Below are 21,308 nucleotides of genomic sequence, written 5' to 3' on the forward strand. Positions count from 1 at the left end.
TACCGGGGCCAGCGGCCCCGGATTTGGTTCAGGCCGCTTTGGCGGCGGCGATAAAGTCGTTGATTTGTTGCTCCAGCACCGACAGGGGCACACTGCCATGGGCCAGCACGGCATCATGGAAAGCGCGGATATCGAATTTTTCACCCAGCTCGGCTTCAGCCCTGGCCCGCAGACGCTTGATGGTGAGCTCGCCAATCTTGTACGACACCGCCTGACCTGGCCAGGAGATGTAGCGGTCGATTTCGGTATTCACATTATGCAGCGACAGTGCGGTGTTGCCCGCCATAAAGTCGATGGCATGCTGACGGCTCCAGCCCTTGGCGTGCATGCCGGTATCCACCACCAAACGGGCAGCGCGCCACATTTCATAGGTCAGGCGGCCAAAGTTGCTGTAAGGGTCGGTGTAGAAACCGCCTTCCAGCCCCAGGTATTCGCTGTACAGGCCCCAGCCTTCGCCAAAGGCAGAAATATAGCTGTAGCGGCGGAAGTTGGGCAGCTTGTCCAGTTCCTGATTGAGGGCAATTTGCAGGTGATGGCCGGGTACGGCTTCGTGCAGGGTCAGGGCTTCCATTTCATACAGTGGACGTTTGTCCAGCGCATAGGTGTTGACCCAGTAATAACCGGCTTTGTCCGGTGCAGAGGAGCCCGAATAGCGGCCTGTGGTGTATTTGGGGGCGATTTCGGCCGGTACCGGCTCTATGCCATAGGGCTGACGTGGCAGCTTGCCAAAGAACTTCGGCAGCATGGCGTCGGCCTTCTTGGCAATGTAGGCGGCTTCTTTCAAAAGCTGCTCCGGCGTGGTGGCGTAGAAGCGCGGATCGGTGCGCAGGAAGTGCAGGAACTCATCGAAGCTTCCCTTAAAGCCGGTGCTCTTGATGACGGCTTCCATTTCGGCGCGGATACGGGCCACTTCTTTGAGACCCAGTTGATGTACTTCGTCCGAGGTCATGTCGAGGGTGGTGTAGTAACGCACCCGGTTCTCGTAGAAGTCCTGGCCATTCGGCATGTCGTAGGCGGCGATGGTTTCACGGGCGTTTGGCATGTACTCGCCGGTCATGAAGTCATAGAAGGCCTGATACTGGGGCAGCACTTTCTCCGCGACGGCCTTGCGACCGGCTTGAGTCAGCTCTGCCTTGTCGGCGGCGCTGAAATGGGCCGGAAATTCCTTAAAGGGGGCGAAGTAGGTGCTGTCTTCCACCGGCACCATAAAGGCGCTGATGCTGTCTTCAAAGCCCTTGAGGGTGACCTTGGGCGGGGTGATACCACTCGCCACCCCCTGACGCAGCCAGAAAGTTTGCTGGGCAAAGTACTGTGGCAGGGCATTCAACTTGGCGAGGTAATTGTCGTAGTCTTCGCGGGTCTTGAAGCTGCCTTTGGCCATGGAGGCAATGTAGGCGTGGAAGCCACCTTCGGAGGAGATGGGCATGTAATGGTCTTTAAACTGATACATGTCGACATCGTTCTGAATTTGCCCCTGAAGGATATCGGCATTGATGCGGTCTTCTTTGGACAGCTTGCTGCGGTCCAGGGCCTTCAGCGAGGCCAGCAGGCCCTGACGCTTAAGCTGAGTCTCGGCAAGACGCTCAGGAGACAGGTCGGCCAGTTTGCCGGCTGCGGACTTATCGCCCTGGTCGTAGGCCAATGAGGGGCTAATTTCCAAATCCAGCTGCCAAGCCTTGTCGATAATGCTTTGCAGATTTTTATCAAGAATGACCGGGGCGGCTTTGACCTCGGCAGCTTTGGGCTCTTCGGCAGCGGGGCGTTGCTGTGCACGATTGGCATCGTAAGAATACCTGTAAGCATCGCTGGCGGTGGTGTTGACGTTGCAACCGGCGAGGGTGCCGGCAAGAGCCAGAGCGAGCAGTGACGGTTTGAAGAGCTTGTGCATGCCGTTGTCCTTGTGATTTTGTGTTATCCAACGAGGGATTATGCCTGACTGTCGCCGCCTTGCCAGCCCGAAGCCTTAACTTTAGCCACTAAGTTTGTGAGAAATTGTTGATTTTGAGAGCAGATTGAACATTACTCAGATTTAAGCCTGCAATTGCGTGTTAAACTTCATCGCTGCCCAAGACCAGGAATAAAAACACAATTGGCGGGGCTTTCAAACAGGGGTTAACTATGATTGATAACAAGATTCCACTGGTGGATCTCCACCGGCATCTTGACGGCAATGTCAGGGTGCAAACCATTTGGGAGCTGGGTCATCAGCACGGTATCGCCTTACCGGCGGCCTCGCTGGAGACGCTGGCGCCTTTCGTTCAAATTCAGGGTAAGGAAACCAGCCTGGTCGCTTTTTTGAAAAAGCTCGACTGGATGGTGGCCGTGCTCGCAGACCTGGATGCGGTGCAGCGGGTTGCCCGTGAAAACGTGGCCGATGCGGCGCTTTCAGGCCTCGATTATGCCGAGCTGCGTTTCAGCCCTTATTACATGGCGATGAACCACAAACTGCCTATCGAAGGCGTGGTGGAGGCCGTGATTGACGGCGTGAATCAGGGATTGAAAGAGCATCCACAGGTGAAGATTAACCTGATTGGCATCATGTCCCGCTCCTTCGGTGTGGATGCCTGCACTGCAGAGCTTAATGGCCTGTTGGCTCACCGTGACAAGCTGGTGGCCATCGACCTGGCCGGCGATGAGCTGGGTTTCCCCGGCAGCCTCTTTAACGATCACTTCAAGCGGGTGCGTGACTCAGGGCTTAACATCACGGTACACGCAGGTGAAGCTGCGGGTGCCGAGAGCATGTGGCAGGCAATTCAGGAGCTGGGTGCGACCCGTATCGGTCATGGCGTGAAGGCGGTACAGGATCCCAAGCTGATGGAGTATCTCGCCAAGCACCGCATTGGTATCGAGTCTTGCCCCACCTCCAACCTGCAAACCTCCACCGTGAAGTCGTTGGATGAGCATCCGCTGCGTACCTTCGTGGATGCCGGTGTGCTGGTGTGTCTGAATACCGATGACCCCGGTGTGAGCAATATCGACATCAAACACGAGTACAGACTTGCCCATAACGAGATGGGTTTCAGCGCTGCCCAGCTTGCCAAACTGCAGGCCAATGGTGTGGAGATGGCGTTTATCTCTGACTCAGACCGCAAAGCGCTGTACGCCGCCAAAGCCTGATTTCGCGAGTTGTACAGATAAAAAAACCGGCCCAGTGGCCGGTTTTTTGTTGGCTGAATTGGACTTGTTCGCCCGATCCTGAGCCTTAAATCACCCGTGAAAACTGCTGCTGACGGGCCTTCTCGCGGAAGTAGACATCAAAGCACATGCAGATATTGCGGATAAGCAGGCGGCCAGTATCAGACACATGAATACGACGGTTCTCAATGGTCACCAGCTTGTCGTCGATGAAGGTCTGCAGCAGCTTCAAATCCTGGGCGAAGTAGTCTTCAAAGGTGAAGCCAAACTTTTCATCGATAACCGCCATATCCAGGTCGAAGTGACAGATCAGCTGCTTGATCACCACACGGCGGATTTCATCGTCGTGGTTCAGCTTGCAACCCTTCCACAGTGCATTGCCATGGTCGTCGATGGCTTCGTAGTAGGGGCGGATATCTTTCTGGTTTTGGGCGTAGCAATCGCCAATCTGGCTGATGGACGACACACCCAGACCCAGCAGGTCGCATTCTTCCTGGGTGGTATAGCCCTGGAAGTTACGGTGCAACTTGCCTTCGCGTTGCAGACGCGCCAGCTCGTCATCGGGCTTGGCGAAGTGGTCCATGCCGATGTATTGATAACCGGCGTCCACCAGGGTCTCGATGGTCTGATGCAGGATTTCCAGCTTCTGCTGCGGTGATGGCAGGTCTTCGTCCTTAATCTTGCGCTGAGCGGCAAAGCGCGAAGGCAGGTGGGCGTAGTTGAACACCGACAGACGGTCTGGCGACAGATCCAGAATGCGCTGGATGGTTTCGGCAAAGGTTTCCGGCGTCTGATGGGGCAAGCCGTAAATCAAATCCACGTTGGTGGACTCAAAGCCCATGGCTTTAGCCTTGCCAATCAGGTCGAAAATAAACTGCTCGTCCTGTGGACGGTTTACCGCTTCCTGAACCTGCTTGTTGAAGTCCTGCACCCCAATGGAGATACGGTTGAAACCGGCTTCTTTAAGGGTGTCGAGCATGGTCAGCTCGATTTCGCGCGGGTCGACTTCAATGGAGAACTCGCCTTCATCGGCAAAATTAAAGTTGTCCTTCAAAAGCTTGGTCAGACGCAAAATTTGCTCTGGGCTCAGGAAGGTAGGGGTACCACCGCCCCAGTGCATCTGGGTGACAGTGTAGCCCTTGAACAACGGTGCACGGTTTAAGATTTCGCTCGCCAGATACTCAATATATTGGTCTGCCTTGTGGGCATGGCGGGTGATGACCTTATTGCAGCCGCAGTAATAACAAAGCTTGGCACAGAAGGGAATGTGAATATAAAGTGACAACTTATCGCTCTTGCTGTGCTCAATCGCACTCAGCAAATCTTGCTCTGTAAAGCCGTCGTTGAACTCCAGCGCCGTCGGATAAGAGGTATAACGGGGACCGCTGTAGTTGTATTTCTCGATCATCGACTGATCCCAGCTGATTTGAGTTGGCTGCTTCAAGTCGTGTCCTCCGGTAATTTAGCAATGGGCGAAGTATGAAGACTTTAAGATCAAATAACCTTGATCCAGGTTGTAAATTTCGTCACAGGAGAAGGAATATCCATGAAAAAGACGCTCTTGTCTGTCACTTTATGGGCTTTATGTGTGAATGCTCACGCGCTGACCCTCATACATGCGGGAAGTATCATCGATGGTGAGGCTGCCAAACCGGTGAGGGAAGCGACACTGGTGCTGGATGGAAATCGTATTCAGGGCATAGAGAAAGGGTACAGAGCCGCGGCTGAAGGCGACACTGTAATAGATTGGCGCGATGGCACCCTGATGCCGGGCTTTATCGACATGCATACCCACCTGACGTTTCAGGGCAGCAAAGACTCTTACCTTGAACCCTATACCCTTAATCCGGCTGACCTGGCCCTGCGTGGGGTGATGTATGGCAAACGCACCCTGAACGCCGGTTTTACCACGGTGCGCGACCTGGGTGATGCCGGGCTCGGCTCTATTGCTCTTCGAAATGCGATAAACAAGGGTTGGGTGGAAGGCCCAAGGATATTTACCGCCGGTACCAGCATTGGCACCACGGGCGGTCATGCCGATAAGACCAACGGTCGCAACCAGGAGCTGGTGGGCGACCCCGGGCCAAAGGAAGGGGTGATTAATGGTCCTGCCGATGCTTACAAGGCTGTGCGCCAGCGCTATAAAGACGGTTCCGACCTGATTAAGATTACCGCGACCGGTGGCGTGCTCTCCGTGGCCAAGAGCGGGGAAAACCCCCAATTTACCGATGAAGAGCTCAAGGCCATTGTGGCCGCTGCCAAGGATTACGGCTTTAAAGTAGCCGTGCATGCCCACGGTAAAGATGGGATGAAGCGGGCGATTCTGGCCGGTGTGAACACCATAGAGCACGGCACCTACATGGATGAGGAGCTATTCCCCTTGATGAAAAAACACAATGTGGCGCTTGTGCCCACGTTGCTGGCGGGAGAGTTTGTGGCCGACAAAGCAAAAATCGACGGCTATTTCCCGGAAGTTGTGAGGCCCAAGGCGGCGGCAATCGGCCCCAAGATCCAGGGAACCTTTGCCAAGGCATACAAGGCCGGAGTGACCATCGCCTTCGGTACAGATGCCGGTGTGTATGAGCACGGACGTAACGGCCGTGAGTTTACCCTGATGGTCGATGCCGGTATGCCACCCATGGCGGCGATTCAGTCGGCCACCTCTGTTGCCGCCAGAGTACTTGGTCAGTCAGACATAGGTACATTAAAAGCGGGCATGTTGGCCGATGTGACCGGAGTAAAAGGAAATCCACTGGAAAATATCGCCTTGCTGGAGGCCGTTGACCTGGTGATTAAAGACGGTACCCGGGTGAAGTAATCGGCAAACAAAAAGGGCGCAGTTGCGCCCTTTTTTATGTAACAAGTCGAACTTCAGTGACTGTTCGCCAGTTTGAAGTCTTTTAAACGCTTGGCATCTTCGAGAATATCCTCGGTCAGTTCGGCCTCAGACTTCATACGTTCAAAGTCCAGTTTCATGCGTTCTGGCTTGGGCAGGGCTTTACGCTGCTCCATAATCGGATGGTGGCGGATGCGCTCGAAATGGCGAAAGAGCGCCGGGTAGTCGCCACTGACGCGTTCAGACAGCGACAGCACTTCAAACAGTTTGGCAATGCGCACAACGCCTTCAGAAATTTCGCATCTGTCTTCCAACATCGCCAGAGCGATATAGCGGATATCGATGAATATCTCTTCACGGCGTTTGTCGGCCGCCGCCTTGCGTTCTGCGATGGCCGCTTCACGTGCCTGGGTTTGCTTTTTAAGCTTCCACAGCAGGCTTGCCGCGTAGGCGGCGAGGACCAGTACAATCAGCGTACCCAAAACGATAAGCAAGGTTGGCATGGTCGCTCCTTAAATGTCAGTCTTTGTCCTGGTATTGCTTGAGCACATCGGCACCGGACTCGAATCGGGCAAACAGGGCATCATCATCGTCTCTGTCTTCGCCCTGAGCTTCGTCGATATCGCTGATACCCAGTTTTTCCATCAGGGCTTCAATCTTGGATAACTGCTCGTCGAGCCAGCGCTGATCCTCAGCGCCGAGGACTCGGCCTTCTTCCAGGCGATCCAGCAGCTCGTTCAGACGTGGGTCTTCTTCGAGTTTAAGCAGCAGCTGCTCATCGCTCAGTTTTGGCTGCTTGGGCTTGGGTGCCTTCACCTGTGGCTGCGTTTGGGGTGTCAGTTCCAATGCCACAGGCTTTTTACTGCCAAGACGTGGGTCCTGTTTGCCCTTGCCACTGCGGTTACCTTGCTTTTCGGTGCCTGGGTTCTGGCGGCTACCGGACTTATTACCGGTGTCGCGCTTTTTCGAGGATGGCACTCGCTCGGACTTGGAGGTGCGAGGTGCCTGCTTGGGGGCTGTTCCGCCAGCTTTGCGTGTCTTCTTGATACGGGTCATGGGTCTCTAACTCCGAAATGCCTTGAACAGCCCGGCTCACAGGGCAGGGCATGAATTTGGGTCGCGTTTTATAGCAGATCCCGATGGTTTTTGCATCAGGATGAAGTCATTTTCGGCAAATATTAGCCGAAAGCCACTGTCAGCAGCCAAATATTCGAAAGTTTCCCGACAGGGAAAGCTGACATGGGCAGGGTTATTTTTATGGTGCCATTTATCAAAGCGTGATGGCTTGGTCAGCATCCTGGTGCTGATTGCCAAAAAACCATCGGCTTTGAGTAAGCGGTTAAAGAGCCGCCATTCCCGGTGGGGGGCAGCAAAATGTTCGAACACCCTGAAGCAGCATATAAAGTCGTATTGGCTTTGCAGGGCTTCGGGATCCGGCGCGGTAAAGGGGTCGTACTGGCTGAGTTCATGGCCTGCGGATTTAAGCTGCCTGTGGCTCTCTGCATCCAATACCCGTCCGTAGTTTAATCCCCGCACCTCTGTACCGTGCAGGCTGGTGATTTGTTCAAGCAGCGATAACAAGAACGGAGACAGCTGGCGCTGATTATCCTGGGTGCCACCGCGCCCATAACGCTGACGAATCGCCTGAGGTGGTAAATGGGTTGCACCGTCGGCAAACACCATTCCACAGATGGCACAGTGATGAAAACTGCGTTTTTTGTCCTGATGAAATAACTGGGTGTCCAGCTTGAGGCACAGGGGGCAACGTCGCATTGAAAGGGTTCGCTTGAGGTTTGCCAAGGCAGTGGCAGTATAACATGCACCAAAGAAAAAAGGCGGCAGTTAGACTGCCGCCTCAACACGGTGCCTTGGCACCTTATCCTGATTCCAAGTATCCATACTTGCTATGTGACTTTCCCGGTCAGATCCGTCTTTTTTTTACTGCTTTCCTTGCGGAAATTTCTCGTTTTCGGTCGTCCAGACACTTTCTAAACCTGTCGCCATCCTGACCACAGCTTCCGTAGATGGTCTTCATGACACATCTGCTATCCAACCCGTCTTCATTGACGCTAAGTAAACCATCCGTGTAGCAATTACCTTCCAGTGATTACAGCATCCAGCCGGCGCATCCAAAGCATGTTGCTTCCATTGCATCTCTATGCAGAGCACAGAGTTCCATTTGGTTGAGTATCCCTGAACTTTTAAGGGGAGTGCTAAACAGCAAGATGCCAAACGCGGCGTTCCCTTATTTGATGTCACCCGGATTTCATCACGAAATCACTACTCATTATTATTATTTGCGAGTGGGCTCAGTAATATTATTGTTATTGCTAGACTTTATTCTTATATCTTGAATATAAACAGTACCGAAACCTGTATGTTGTTAGTATGATTTTTGCGCATACAGCTGGGTTCGCTTTGGTACGACGGACATTAAAGCGAAAACCGTGATCAGTGTCAAGTGAAAATATAATCAGTTTACGTCAACGTAAACTTGAGAAGTAAAGAAAAGGGCGAACTCAGTCGCCCTTTATCTGAACCAAGACTTACTTCAGGTTAGCAAGGTACTTGGACAGTGCGTCGATGTCGGCATCGCTCAGCTTTTTCGCTACATCCTGCATCATACCGTTCAGGTCGTTGGTGCGAGCCTTGTCACGGAACTTGGTGAGCTGGATCTTGATGTAGTTGGCGTGCTGGCCAGAAACCATTGGGAAACCGGCTTGCTCGGTACCTTTACCTTCTGGACCGTGACAGGCGATACAGGCAGTGATGCCGCGGGACATGTCGCCACCCTTGTATAGCTGCTCACCCAGAGCGGGTACATCGGCAACAGGTGAGTGGGTTTGGGTCTGGCTGGCAAAGAAGGCAGCCAAATCAGCCATGTCCTGCTCGTTCAGGGTCATTACCATGCCGCCCATGATAGGATCCATACGGCCTTCTTTGCCGCCGGTCTTCATGGCACTTTGGAATTCGTGCAATTGCTTTTCCAGGTACTTGGCGTGTTGACCGGCCAGCTTGGGGTACATGTCGATCATGCTGTTGCCATCGGCGCCGTGACAGGCAACGCACAGAGCCGCTTTGGATTGACCCGCCGCCGCATCACCTTCAGCCATAGCATTGGTAGACATAGCAGCGAAAACAGACAGCGCAAGAGCTAACTTTTTCATAGCGTTCCAACTTCTTGTTAAGATTATTGTCCCGAGCTTACCGGCCTGGCCCGCAAGCGTGGTAATATAGCGTATATGTGATCGGGGCAATATTTTACACGAAAACGTGCAAAAGTAAGCAATTCTTCGACAAATTCTGCCCCAGCCTGACAATTATCCGGAGTCCACAGTGAATCAAACCCGTATCGATTTTCGCCAAGCCAAATTTTTGATCAGTGCACCGGATATTGCCCATCTGGACAAGCATCTACCAGGTGATGTTGGCGTAGAAATCGCCTTTGCTGGCCGTTCCAACGCCGGAAAGTCCAGTGCACTCAATGCCCTGACAGAACAAAAAAGTCTGGCCCGTACCAGTAAAACCCCCGGTCGTACCCAGCTTATTAACGTATTTGAGCTCGATGCCCAGCGTCGCCTGGTGGACTTACCCGGTTATGGTTTTGCCAAGGTGCCGCTGGAAATGAAGCATAAGTGGCAAAATGCCCTGGGTGAGTATCTGCAAAAACGTGCCTGCCTGAGTGGTGTGGTTGTTCTGATGGACATTCGTCACCCACTGAAAGATCTCGACCGGCAGATGATTGAGTGGTCCGTCGCCAGCGAAATTCCGGTACTGGCACTGCTCACCAAGGCCGACAAGCTGGGCCAGAGTGATAAGATGAAAACGGTGAATGCCGTGCGTAAAGAGCTGGCAGAATTTGGCGATTGGGTATCGGTGGAGCCCTTCTCTGCATTGAAGGGGACAGGCAAGCCCAAGGTGCTTGCGATCCTGGATGCCTGGTGTCATCCGGATTGGCTGGTGGAAGAATTGGAGCAAGCCGAAGACTGACGCCGTCTTCCATGGAAAAACGTCGCACTCGCGGCGTTTTTTATTGCCTGTGATCTGAAGGCGACTTTTTTGGGCATAAAAAAACGCCGACGGACCAGCCATCGGCGCAAAGTCTTAGCTCTTTTGGGGAGAAGCTAAAAAATTCAACAAGACTCAAGTACCACCAAACTGCTTCGATGGCTCTCAATGAACACATCTTATCCGCTCTCACTGTGAAATTAAAGTAAAAGCTCTAATATTTTTTCAGGGCATAAAAAAAGCCCCAGCATACGAGATGCTGGGGCGCCATTATTTGGCATCACTATCAAGTGAAATAAAGGTCTGAAAGATAGAACATCTTAACCTCTGTACCCTACGCCGAGAATAATACTGCAATTGACGGAAATATGAAAACAGTTTTTTTGAAAAAGCGACAATAATGTGAGGTCGATCTCACGAATGTGCTCATTTAAGCAGCTATATTTGATCTAATAATTACAAATTAAGGCTTATAAACAGTGACTTAGATCGTTATTGGGTTTCTTTAAAAAATTCCTGATCAAAAAGCTACATTCAGAGTTTTTACTCAATAGTTGATTGTTTTGCCGAATGCGGTGCGGATTGTTCGGTGCTTAAGACGGCTAAGGCGGCCAAAACCGATGGAAAGGCAGGGAAATGCCTATAGAGGGTACACTCACTACCTCATACGCGAACTCACATAATCCGGGTAAGCAAGGTGGATTGGGCGCAGTATCGGCTCCGTTGGGCACTGTTTTTTAAATATAAATATCAGGTGTTTATCACCAGAGAATAGCTTCCGTTATTTTGCGCAACCAAGTTTTGTATAGAAGCGGAATAGAAGCGGAATAGATGCGTTATAGATGCGGGTGTAGCTGTGGTGTGTCGAGCGGGCATGTGGGATAACCCGAAGAAGCCGCTGACTGCAACCGTTTGCAGCCAGCGGATAGAGCTAGCTATCAGTGAGCCTGGTCCCAGTTATCGCCCAGGCCTGCTTCAGCCAGTAATGGCACATCGAGGCTTGCCGCCTGCGCCATCAGTTCACATACCTTGTCTTTCAGTGCATCTGCCTTATCGGCATCCACCTCGAATACCAGTTCATCGTGTACCTGCATGATCATCTGGATTTCGCCCTTAGTCTCGGTCTTAATCCAATGCTGGATAGCTATCATCGCCTTCTTGATGATGTCAGCGGCCGTGCCCTGCATGGGGGCGTTAATGGCAGCGCGCTCGGCAGCCTGCCTGCGCATGGCATTACGGTCGCGTATTTCCGGCAAATACAGGCGGCGGCCAAACAGGGTGCTGACATAACCCTGTTCAGAAGCCATGGCGCGAGTTTCTTCCATGTATTTGAGTACGCCTGGGTAGCGCTTAAAGTAGGTATCAATGTAGCTTTGTGCCTCGTTGCGGGGAATATCCAACTGACGGGCCAGGCCGAAGGCAGACATGCCGTAGATAAGGCCGAAGTTCACCGCCTTGGCGCGTCGGCGCTGCTCTGACGTCACTGTTTCAAATGCCACATCAAACACTTCGGCGGCGGTGGCACGGTGAATGTCTTTGCCTTGGGCAAAAGCGCGCAGCAAGCCTTCGTCCTGCGACAGATGCGCCATGATCCTCAGTTCAATCTGCGAATAGTCCGCCGCCAGAATACGTTTGCCTTCGGGCGCAACAAAGGCCTGACGGATACGACGGCCTTCTTCGGTGCGAATAGGAATATTCTGCAGGTTCGGGTCGCTGGACGACAGGCGGCCTGTCGCGGCGTTGGCCTGATGGTAACTGGTGTGCACGCGACCGGTAAGGCCATTGATCATCAGTGGCAGCTTATCGGTATAAGTACTCTTGAGCTTAGTGAGGCTGCGGTGCTCAAGGATGATTTTCGGCAGTGGGTAGTCCAGCGCCAATTCAACCAGCACTTCTTCTGCGGTGGAAGGGGCACCCTTGGGAGTCTTTTTGATGACTGGATAACCCAGCTTGGTGAAAAACAGCTCCTGCAACTGCTTGGTGGACGACAGGTTAAAGGGTTCACCGGCAATCTCATGGGCGCTTTGTTCAAGCTCATCAATCTTGCGCGCCAGCTCTTCGCTCTGCTGGCCCAGTAACATGCTATCAATGAGCACGCCGCGACGTTCGATGTCTGACAACACATCAATCAGCGGCAGTTCGAGTTCGGTAAACACCGATTCCAGGCCTTCTTCTTTAACCAGCCGTGGCCACAAATGCTGATGCAGCCTTAAGGTGATATCGGCATCTTCGGCCGCGTAGGGAGCTGCCTGTTCCAACGCGATTTGGTTAAAGGTCAGTTGCTTGGCACCCTTACCGGCGATGTCTTCGAAGCCGATGTTCTTATGCCCCAGATACTTGAGCGCCAGCCCGTCCATGTCGTGGCGGCTTGCCACCGAGTTGAACACATAAGACTCAAGCATGGTATCGAAGGCCACACCCTTGAGCTGGATACCGGCATTGGCCAGCACACTCATATCATACTTAAGGTTTTGGCCAACCTTCTTAATGTCCGGATTTTCAAGCAGTGGCTTGAGCTTGGCGAGAGTCGCTTGGCGCGGCAATTGCTCCGGTGCACCCGGATAGTCGTGTCCCAGCGGCAGATAAGCGGCTTTGCCGGGCTCGATAGCAAACGACAGACCAACCAACTCGGCCTGCATATAGTCGAGACTGGTAGTCTCGGTATCCACAGCTATCAATTCGGCTTTACTCAGCTTCTCGAGCCAGGCATTAAGCTCGGCTTCGGTCAGCAGGGTGTCGTATTGGGTTTCGATGGCGGTAGCTACCGGGGTCTCTGTGGTCTCCTGGCTTGCCAGCGGTGCTGAAGCCTTGGATCCCAGGGGCGATTTGTTGTCCAGCACTTCGGCAAGCCAGCGTTTAAACTCCATCTCGCCATAGCAGGCGATAAGCTCGTCCCGGTTTGGCTCGCTGAGAGACAACTGATGCCAATCCTGCTCAAGCTCCACATCGGTCTTGATGGTAGCGAGCTTGTAGGACAGCTCCAGCATTGCCGCATTGTCGCGGATTTTGGCTGCCATGGTTTTAGCGCCGCGAAAGCCGAGCTCGGTGACACAGTCGGGGTCGGAGAGTAGCTTGGCTACGCCACCGGCGCCGGTGAGCATTGCCAGCGCGGTCTTCTCGCCAACGCCGGGCAGGCCTGGGATGTTATCTGCCTTATCGCCCATCATCGCCAGCAGGTCGATAATCAGCTCTGGTCCCACGCCGAACTTGGTGGCCACTTCGTCCGGCCCAAGGATGGTGTCAGTCATGGTGTTGATCAGGGTGATATGTTCGTTCACCAACTGCGCCATGTCTTTATCGCCGGTGCTGATAAGTACGCTGCGACCTTCGTTCCCGGCCTGAATGGCGATAGTGCCAATCACGTCGTCGGCCTCAACGCCGGAAATGCTGATAAGCGGAATACCCAGCGCCTTGATGATGCGATGCAGCGGGGCTATCTGGCTGCGCAGATCGTCCGGCATGGGAGGGCGATGAGCCTTGTATTCCTGATACATCTCATTTCGGAATGTTGGGCCCTTGGCATCAAACACCACCGCCATTTGCGTTGGGTGATAGCGGGACAGCAGACTGCGCAGCATGTTAACCACACCATACACTGCGCCGGTGGCTTCGCCTTTGGAATTGGTTAAATGTGGTGGTGCATAATAGGCGCGATAAAGATAGGAAGAACCATCCACAAGGATGAGCGGGTTGCTGGCAATATCAGGCATAGATTCGGCTTCAACAGTCCATGGATTCTTGGGGGCTTAGCATGCCACAGATACAGGAATTCGGCCACAGCAAGCGGCTCACGGCTTGTGGATAAGTCTGTGAGCTAAAAGAACAACAAGTTGGAGTGTTTTTCGATAAGGCTGAAGAACATGTTTTTATGTTGTTGATTATTATTAGTTAATTCTATTTCTGTGAAGTGTCTGGCAATTCCGTTAAATCATCCTGATCTGTGGATTTCTTTGTTGGTTGTTTTTATCACCCCGGCGAGCGATGCTACATCCTGTGCCATGCCAAAGCTGATGAAATAACTTAGCACGATTTTTAATCAGATCAACCAATATGTGACCATATTGTTAAAACCAAATTACATAAGAGGGAATTTTTTGTGAAAAATATCGCAGTACTCTTGGCGGGCTGTGGTGTCTTTGATGGCAGCGAAATTCATGAAGCGGTACTGACATTGTTGTCCCTGGCCAAGGCCGGTGCCCGTTATCAGTGTTTTGCCCCTGATATTCCTCAGCTGCATGTGGTCAATCATCTGTCCGGCGAAGTTGCCCAAGACGAACATCGCAACGTGTTGGTCGAGGCTGCGCGTATTGCCCGTGGGGACATTAAGCCCACCACAGAGTTAAATGTGGCCGACTTCGATGCGCTGATTATCCCCGGTGGTTTTGGTGCGGCAAAAAACCTGTGCAATTTTGCCCTGGTCGGCGCCGATTGCGACGTGGCACCCGAGGTGCGTGATTTTATTGCTGAGTTCGCCCTGGCGAAAAAGCCGGTAGGCTTTATCTGTATTGCACCTGTAATGATCCCCAAGCTCTACGGTAAGGGTGCCATCGGAACCATTGGTCACGACAAGGGCACCAGTGAAGCTTTTTGTTCCATGGGCGGCGATCATCGGGATGCGTCAGTACACGAGATTGTGGTGGATGAGGCCAACAAGATAGTGAGCACTCCGGCATATATGTTGGCAGGCAACATTGCCGAGGCGCATTCGGGCATTGAAAAGCTGGTTACCAAAGTGCTGGCGATGGCCTGATATACATGTGGCTGTTGCGTTTACCAGCAGGTTTCGGGGGCGTAGAGTTCGCCCTCGACTGCTAACGGCGGCGACTGTCCCATAAACCCTGCAGCAGACCCACCGCGAGTCCACCCAAGTGGGCGCCATTGGCCATGGAAAGCCCGAGAAAATCAAAGAATCCCAATATCAGCCAAACCAGCATAAAGCCCATATAGCTTGGTGGCAGATAGATACCGGCAGAGGGCTTTCTGATACCCATCACAAATGTGTAGCCTGCGACGGCATACACAACCCCGGACAAACCACCAAAGTTAGGGCCCGAAACATAATACTGAATGAGGTTGGGCAGGGTGCCTGCCACAAGCAGCAATATCATCAGCGGCCAAGAGCCGATACGGGTTTCAATTTTTCCGCCCAGATACCACCACCACAAGAGATTAAAGCTGATATGCATCAGTGAAAAATGCATCAGGGTCGGGGTGAATACGCGCCAGACCTCAGCGCTTTGACCTGTGCCGCTGGCACCGAAAAAGCTCAGCAGTGCGTAAGTGGGATCGGCAAAGCCCAAATTAAAAGCACCATACACCAAGATGCACAGCGCAAATACCGTCAGTGTGATGGGCCCGGCGGCGGTGACAAAGCGGCTCAGCAGCGCGAGACCAGGTGAACCGTAATTAAATTGCGTTTCTGTACTGCCGGTTTCCCAGGATGCCGCCAGGTATTTTTCATCACCTGGATGACGCAGGAAGTGGTCGAATTCGGCCTTTGCTGCTGCCAGATCCTGTGGCTTGACAACAGACAGGCTGACACCTTCAGCAGCCGGACTGATATGGCAGTCAATACCCCGAGTCTTGAGATAATCCGCCAGGGCCTGAGCTGCTCTGGCGTTGGGCAGTTGGCCGAATTCCATCAGAGATTGGCCATATGCCAGGCGCTGTAACCGCCATCGAGGCTGTACACCTGATCGAAACCCTGCTCCACCAAGTAGGCGGCGGCATTCTGGCTGCTGATACCGTGGTAGCACACCACCACCAGTGGCTTGTCCATATCGGATTCGGCGATAAAGCGGGCCAGGTTATCGTTGCTCAGGTTGACAGCACCTTCTATGTGGCCGTTGGCAAAGCTTTGGGGATCGCGGATATCGGCAATTTGTACATCAGTACCTTGCTCGGTGCGCATGTGAATGAGCTCGTTGACGCTCAGGTGCTTGAAAGCAGACATGAGATCCTCGGTAAATAAAAGCGACAGGGGTAGTGTGCAACAGGGCACTGCCGTCTGTACAGTGCCCTGTTGGGATAGCTAAGCCGTGCACACCCGTTGTGGCTTGCACGCGCTTACCGGGAGATTAATCCCAGCTGAGAATGACTTTACCGGACTGGCCGGAACGCATGGCGTCGAAGCCTTGCTGGAAGTCGTCCACCTTGAAGTGGTGGGTAACAATGGGGGACAAGTCCAGGCCTGATTGCAGCAGGCTGGCCATCTTGTACCAGGTCTCAAACATTTCACGGCCGTAGATGCCCTTGATAATGAGTCCCTTGAAGATCACCTTGCTCCAGTCGATGGCCATTTCGCCGCCGGGAATACCCAGCATGGCGATTTTGCCGCCGTGGTTCATGGTATCCAGCATGGAATGGAAGGCGGCAGGTACGCCGGACATTTCCAGGCCAACGTCAAAGCCTTCGGTCATGCCGAGGTCTTTCATCACATCTTTCAGGTTTTCCTTGGCCACGTTCACCGCACGGGTCGCTCCCATTTTGCGGGCCAGCTCCAGGCGGTATTCGTTCACGTCGGTGATCACCACATGACGGGCGCCCACGTGGCGGCACACGGCTGCGGCCATGATGCCGATGGGGCCTGCACCTGTGATCAGCACGTCTTCACCCACCAGATCGAACGACAGGGCTGTGTGCACTGCGTTGCCGAATGGGTCGAAGATGGCGGCCAGGTCGTCGCTGATGTCATCGGGGATCTTGAACGCGTTAAAGGCCGGGATCACCAGATATTCGGCGAACGAGCCTTCACGGTTTACACCCACGCCTGTGGTATTGCGGCACAGATGCGTGCGGCCGGCGCGGCAGTTACGGCAATGACCACAGGTGATGTGGCCTTCACCGGAGACGCGGTCACCAATCTTGAAGCCACGGACTTCCTGGCCGATACCTACCACTTCGCCCACGTATTCGTGACCTACTACCATGGGCACGGGGATGGTTTTTTGTGACCACTCGTCCCAGTTGTAGATATGCACGTCGGTGCCGCAGATGGCGGTTTTACGGATTTTGATCAGCAGATCGTTGTGGCCCATTTCCGGCTTGGGGGCATCAACCATCCAAATGCCTTCTTCAGGCTTGAGTTTAGCAAGAGCTTTCATGTGCTTACTCCAAAATGGACATCAGATGATGCCCATTTCCTTACCAATACGGGTGAAGGCTTCAATGGCCTTGTCCAGCTGCGCACGGGTGTGGGCGGCAGACATCTGGGTACGGATACGGGCCTGGCCCTTTGGCACCACAGGGAAAGAGAAACCAATCACGTAGATATCTTCTTTGAGCAGGCGGGCCGAAAATTCGGCTGCCAGCTTGGCATCGCCCAGCATGACCGGAACGATGGCATGGTCGGCACCGGCCAGGGTGAAACCGGCGGCGGACATTTTTTCACGGAAATAACGGCTGTTTTCCCACACCGCTTCACGCAGTTCCTGACCTTCTTTGAGCATATCCAATACGCGGATAGAGGCGGCCACGATGGATGGTGCCAGTGAGTTGGAGAACAGATAAGGGCGTGAACGCTGACGCAGCCAGTCGATCACCTCTTTTTTACCCGAGGTGTAACCACCCGAAGCGCCACCAAGGGCCTTACCCAGGGTGCCGGTAATGATGTCTACACGGTCCATAACGCCACAATACTCGTGGGTGCCACGGCCATTTTGGCCGATAAAGCCCACGGCGTGGGAGTCGTCTACCATCACCAGTGCGCCGTATTGGTCGGCGAGGTCGCACACACCCTTGAGGTTGGCAATCACGCCATCCATGGAGAACACACCATCGGTGGCAATCAGGATGTGGCGGGCACCGGCATCGCGGGCTGCCTTAAGCTGAGTTTCCAGATCGGCCATGTCGTTGTTGGCATAGCGGAAACGCATGGCTTTACACAGACGTACACCGTCGATGATAGAGGCGTGGTTCAGTGCATCGGAGACGATGGCATCTTCGGGGCCGAGCAGGGTTTCGAACAGGCCGGCGTTGGCATCGAAGCAAGAGGAATACAGGATGGTGTCTTCGGTGCCGAGGAATTCAGAAAGTTTGGCTTCCAGCTGTTTGTGGATGTCCTGGGTGCCGCAGATAAAGCGCACTGAGGCCATACCGAAGCCGTGGTCGGCCAGACCAGCTTGAGCGGCTTTAACCAGCTCAGGGTGGTTGGCCAGGCCCAGATAGTTATTGGCGCAGAAGTTGATTACTTCATCGCTGCCAACCTTAATTGCAGTCTGTTGCGGTGAGACGATCACGCGCTCGCTTTTGTAGAGGCCTTCGGCCTTAACGTCGGCGAGTTGTTGTTTGATCTGCTCGTAGAATGAGGTTGATGCCACTGGTCTCTCCTTAGTTAACTTTATTCTGCTTTTGTTGGAGTGACGGCATTCTACCCCTAAACCCAATCGGCCCGCAGCTTATTTTTGATGCACTAATGGCCGCATAAATTGCGCTAGGGCTGGTGGGGTTTTCACATAAAAAAAACTAATTTGTAACCTTGGGGTGTGCCGCGCGGATATTGTTTGATTGTAGTCCGGTGACGCTGAAAATGTCACCGGATCATCAAGTTGGCCAAAGGTGGACGGTAGAGGCCTGTATCAGTTGGTTTGAGAGCGAAAATGCTGCTCGAGACGATCGAAATTGGCCAGTGAGTCCGGGGTGGAATAGGCCTTGAAAATCATCAGTACCCGTAACAGACCTTCATAGAGCGATGCCTTGCTGATGGTGGCAATGCTGGACTGGGTCAGCTTGTAGCTGATCCAAAAGCCGATAATCATCTTGATGGTATCGGCCAAATCAGCAATACGCTCGTCTTCTATTTGTAAAATACCGTCTTTTTTCAATTGATTGAGAACGGCAATCGACTGTTCCAGTACGGCTTGTTGGACCTTGAGATAACGGGCCTTCAGGGTTTCATCCCTCGCGAGAATGTCGGCCAGATTGGCGTACATAAAGCGGAACTGCCACATGGTGTAGAACATGGCATCGAAATAGCTCATCAGCAGTTCAAGGTCGACCTTTTGATCCGCATAGGGCTTAAAGCCCAGCAACAGGTGCTGTTCGTACTGGTCGAAGATGCAGCGGATGATGTCTTCCTTGTTGCGGAAGTGGTAATAGAGGTTGCCGGGGCTGATATCCAGATGGGCAGCAATATGATTGGTCGTGATGGTGCGCTCGCCATGCTCGTTAAAGAGCTCCAGGCTGGCCTGAATGATTTTATCGCGGGTTTTCATTGGTATCCTGTCTTTATTATGGCGCGCCGCTTCCTGGCTAATCGCTCTGTGCTTATTCCTGCATCCCGGCTTATGTTAACATTGCCGTAATTCATCAGGCAAAACTCATACTTCTCTTGGTACTTATGGCTCGATTGCTCTATTCAGTTCTCTTATATCTGCTGTCGCCACTCCTGGTACTTTACCTGGTGCAGCGCGCCATAAAGAGCCCGGATTATCGTGGCCGCTGGGGCGAGCGATTTGGCTTTAAGGCACTGATGCCAACAGATATTTTGATCCATTCAGTGTCCATGGGCGAGACCCTGGCTGCCATACCCCTTATTCGTGCCATCATGGTGGCCAGGCCAGATCTCCGCATCACAGTGACCACGTCCAGCCCCACGGGCTCGGCAGAAGTCATCAAGGCCTTTGGCGATCGGGTACAACATTGTTACTTACCCTTTGACCTTGGGTTTGCCGTTAACCGCTTTTTGAACCAACTGGGCTGCGCCGAGCTTATCATCATGGAAACCGAGCTGTGGCCAAACCTCATCGCCGGCGCCAGGGCCCGGGGCGCCAGGGTCTCTTTGCTCAATGCCCGTTTGTCAGAAAAATCCGCCGCCAGTTATCAAAAGTTCGCGGCCCTCACTGTGCCCATGCTCAAGTCGCTGGACCAGATTGCGGTGCAAACCGCCAAAGAAGCAGAACGCTTTGTGACGCTCGGAGTGGACGCCTCACGGATACATGTGTGTGGCAGTTTGAAGTTTGATATTCAGATCCCGGCATCCCGACGTGAAGCGGCCCGGCAGCTGCGCCAAAGTTGGGGACGGCAAGACCATTTGGTGTGGGTGGCGGGCAGTGTACATCCCGGTGAGTTCGATACCATGCTCAGCGCCCATCGCCAACTACTCGAGCGGTTCCCCGAGGCGCTGCTGATTATGGTGCCAAGGCATCCTGAGCAGTTTGCCAACGCGGCACGGGCTATAGGTGACAGTGGCTTTAAGCTGGCCCTGCGCAGTGAGGGAGAAGCGCCGACGGCGGGTACTCAGGTGCTGCTTGGCGATACCATGGGTGAGCTGCTGACCTGGTACGGCGCGGCCGATATGGCCTTTGTGGGCGGCACTCTGGTGGTCAATGGTGGCCACAATCCCCTGGAACCCGCAGCCATGGGCTTACCGGTGGCCATGGGCCCTAACCATTGGGACTTTAAAGAAATTACTCAGCTGCTGCAGCAGGCGGGTAACCTCACTCTGTGTGCTACCCCGGACGCCTTTAACCACTGGTTGCTGACAACTGCACAGGATAACAGTGGCCGCCTAACCGCCGGAGAGGCTGGGCTAAGAGTCGTGGAGAGCAATCGCGGGGCGCTCAGTCGTCAACTGGCGGTATTGGGTTACGCCGCAGCGTAACCTTCCAGCAGCCATTGCCAGCAGAATTCATCGAAGGCAAGCGAGGGAAGCTTGCCTTTTTCTTTATCAAAAGAACGTCTCAATCTGGACAGGTTGGCCTGCTGCCAGCTATTTGATGGTCTGCGGATTTCACCCCGGTCAAAATCAATCAGCGCAAAGCCCTGCGGCCCCTTGAGGATATTTTTGGCGTTGAGATCGGCATGGTAGACGCCGCGGCGATGGAATTGGGCGATGCAAGCCCCCAGTGCTTTCCATTCAGTCTCATCCAATGGACCTTGTTCCAGCCAGGCCAGCAGGTCGCGACAGCCAGGCATCCGCTCAATCAGGATATCGGCGCTGTACCAGAGACCATATCGATGTACCCTGGCACCCACTGGGCGGGGCACGGGAAAGCCCTCCGCATGGAGCTTTTCAAGCAAAGCCAACTCGGCGATGGCGCGGGTATTCGCCATACCCGTGTACAGGTAGCTATCTTTACTGAACTTTTCCATCAGCCCACCGCGCCAGTAATGCCGCAGCACCCAGTCCTGATTGGCCTCGGGGTGGCGCACAAACCAGGTGGTATAACGCCCTTTTGAGGTACCTGTTACGGCAGCGAGCGCCTGCCAATGTTCAGGGGTGAAATGGGCCGGGTCCAGAGAGATGGACTCGCCCTGGGCAATGGCCAGGGTATAGGGCGGATGGTTTTGTTGCTGCATCGCGGGAATTCTTGTCCAAAGCGTGGAACCT

General features: G+C 53.6%; 18 protein-coding genes. 5 read left to right on the forward strand and 13 right to left on the reverse strand.

Annotated features, from left to right (window positions below; translation table 11 throughout):
- Window positions 1-28 precede the first annotated feature (28 nt).
- Complete coding sequence (locus K0H63_RS00385) at window positions 29-1,888, reverse strand: DUF885 domain-containing protein (RefSeq protein ID WP_220066263.1); 1,860 nt, start codon at window positions 1,886-1,888, stop codon at window positions 29-31.
- A 230-nt stretch (window positions 1,889-2,118) separates the two neighbouring features.
- On the opposite strand from K0H63_RS00385, the gene add reads away from it, so the two are divergent.
- Entirely contained in the window at window positions 2,119-3,117 is a 999-nt protein-coding gene (add, locus tag K0H63_RS00390) for an adenosine deaminase (protein WP_220066264.1), read from the forward strand.
- A gap of 85 nt (window positions 3,118-3,202) precedes the next feature.
- Here add and hemN read toward each other — a convergent pair whose 3' ends face one another.
- The gene (gene hemN, locus K0H63_RS00395) at window positions 3,203-4,543 is read right to left on the reverse strand and encodes an oxygen-independent coproporphyrinogen III oxidase (protein ID WP_220067766.1); all 1,341 of its coding nucleotides are present in this window, start codon (window positions 4,541-4,543) and stop codon (window positions 3,203-3,205) included.
- Between the two features lie 138 nt (window positions 4,544-4,681).
- Between hemN and K0H63_RS00400 the strand changes: the two genes are divergently transcribed.
- A complete protein-coding gene (locus K0H63_RS00400; RefSeq protein WP_220066265.1) occupies window positions 4,682-5,953 on the forward strand; it encodes a metal-dependent hydrolase family protein in 1,272 nt (423 codons plus the stop codon).
- Between the two features lie 53 nt (window positions 5,954-6,006).
- Here the strand turns inward: K0H63_RS00400 and K0H63_RS00405 are convergent, their stop codons facing one another.
- From K0H63_RS00405 to K0H63_RS00420, 4 genes are all read right to left on the reverse strand, one after another.
- A complete protein-coding gene (locus K0H63_RS00405) occupies window positions 6,007-6,474 on the reverse strand; it encodes a DUF2489 domain-containing protein (RefSeq protein WP_220066266.1) in 468 nt (155 codons plus the stop codon).
- Window positions 6,475-6,490: 16 nt separating this feature from the next.
- The gene (yihI, locus tag K0H63_RS00410; RefSeq protein WP_220066267.1) at window positions 6,491-7,027 is read right to left on the reverse strand and encodes a Der GTPase-activating protein YihI; all 537 of its coding nucleotides are present in this window, start codon (window positions 7,025-7,027) and stop codon (window positions 6,491-6,493) included.
- A 36-nt stretch (window positions 7,028-7,063) separates the two neighbouring features.
- On the reverse strand, window positions 7,064-7,744 hold the full coding sequence (locus tag K0H63_RS00415) for a methyltransferase domain-containing protein (protein WP_220066268.1): 681 nt from the start codon (window positions 7,742-7,744) through the stop codon (window positions 7,064-7,066).
- A gap of 773 nt (window positions 7,745-8,517) precedes the next feature.
- Window positions 8,518-9,138, reverse strand: coding sequence for a c-type cytochrome (locus tag K0H63_RS00420; protein WP_011758214.1), 621 nt, complete (start codon window positions 9,136-9,138; stop codon window positions 8,518-8,520).
- Window positions 9,139-9,307: 169 nt separating this feature from the next.
- Between K0H63_RS00420 and yihA the strand changes: the two genes are divergently transcribed.
- Window positions 9,308-9,961 carry a ribosome biogenesis GTP-binding protein YihA/YsxC gene (gene yihA, locus K0H63_RS00425; RefSeq protein WP_220066269.1) on the forward strand — a complete coding sequence of 218 codons (654 nt, stop codon included), beginning with the start codon at window positions 9,308-9,310 and terminating at the stop codon, window positions 9,959-9,961.
- Between the two features lie 956 nt (window positions 9,962-10,917).
- Here the strand turns inward: yihA and polA are convergent.
- On the reverse strand, window positions 10,918-13,689 hold the full coding sequence (gene polA / locus K0H63_RS00430) for a DNA polymerase I (protein WP_220066270.1): 2,772 nt from the start codon (window positions 13,687-13,689) through the stop codon (window positions 10,918-10,920).
- A gap of 386 nt (window positions 13,690-14,075) precedes the next feature.
- Between polA and elbB the strand changes: the two genes are divergently transcribed.
- The gene (gene elbB / locus K0H63_RS00435; RefSeq protein ID WP_220066271.1) at window positions 14,076-14,729 is read left to right on the forward strand and encodes an isoprenoid biosynthesis glyoxalase ElbB; all 654 of its coding nucleotides are present in this window, start codon (window positions 14,076-14,078) and stop codon (window positions 14,727-14,729) included.
- A gap of 61 nt (window positions 14,730-14,790) precedes the next feature.
- Here elbB and glpG read toward each other — a convergent pair whose 3' ends face one another.
- From glpG to K0H63_RS00460, 5 genes are all read right to left on the reverse strand, one after another.
- Window positions 14,791-15,624, reverse strand: a complete 834-nt coding sequence (gene glpG, locus K0H63_RS00440) for a rhomboid family intramembrane serine protease GlpG (RefSeq protein WP_220067767.1) — start codon at window positions 15,622-15,624, stop codon at window positions 14,791-14,793.
- On the reverse strand, window positions 15,621-15,932 hold the full coding sequence (gene glpE, locus K0H63_RS00445) for a thiosulfate sulfurtransferase GlpE (RefSeq protein WP_203325613.1): 312 nt from the start codon (window positions 15,930-15,932) through the stop codon (window positions 15,621-15,623). Before glpE ends, glpG begins: the two co-directional genes overlap by 4 nt.
- Window positions 15,933-16,056: 124 nt before the next feature.
- Window positions 16,057-17,082: an L-threonine 3-dehydrogenase gene (tdh, locus tag K0H63_RS00450; RefSeq protein ID WP_220066272.1), complete on the reverse strand. Its 1,026-nt coding sequence runs from the start codon at window positions 17,080-17,082 to the stop codon at window positions 16,057-16,059.
- A gap of 21 nt (window positions 17,083-17,103) precedes the next feature.
- Window positions 17,104-18,297: a glycine C-acetyltransferase gene (locus K0H63_RS00455; protein WP_220066273.1), complete on the reverse strand. Its 1,194-nt coding sequence runs from the start codon at window positions 18,295-18,297 to the stop codon at window positions 17,104-17,106.
- A 258-nt stretch (window positions 18,298-18,555) separates the two neighbouring features.
- The gene (locus tag K0H63_RS00460) at window positions 18,556-19,191 is read right to left on the reverse strand and encodes a TetR/AcrR family transcriptional regulator (protein ID WP_220066274.1); all 636 of its coding nucleotides are present in this window, start codon (window positions 19,189-19,191) and stop codon (window positions 18,556-18,558) included.
- Window positions 19,192-19,316: 125 nt separating this feature from the next.
- On the opposite strand from K0H63_RS00460, the gene waaA reads away from it, so the two are divergent.
- Window positions 19,317-20,579 carry a lipid IV(A) 3-deoxy-D-manno-octulosonic acid transferase gene (waaA, locus tag K0H63_RS00465; protein WP_220066275.1) on the forward strand — a complete coding sequence of 421 codons (1,263 nt, stop codon included), beginning with the start codon at window positions 19,317-19,319 and terminating at the stop codon, window positions 20,577-20,579.
- Here waaA and K0H63_RS00470 read toward each other — a convergent pair.
- Entirely contained in the window at window positions 20,564-21,277 is a 714-nt protein-coding gene (locus tag K0H63_RS00470; RefSeq protein ID WP_258405628.1) for a 3-deoxy-D-manno-octulosonic acid kinase, read from the reverse strand. The two genes, waaA and K0H63_RS00470, sit on opposite strands and share 16 nt — an antisense overlap.
- Window positions 21,278-21,308: the final 31 nt, after the last annotated feature.

Origin of the sequence: Shewanella zhangzhouensis (assembly GCF_019457615.1) — a bacterium.
In the GTDB taxonomy this organism is placed as follows: domain Bacteria; phylum Pseudomonadota; class Gammaproteobacteria; order Enterobacterales; family Shewanellaceae; genus Shewanella; species Shewanella zhangzhouensis.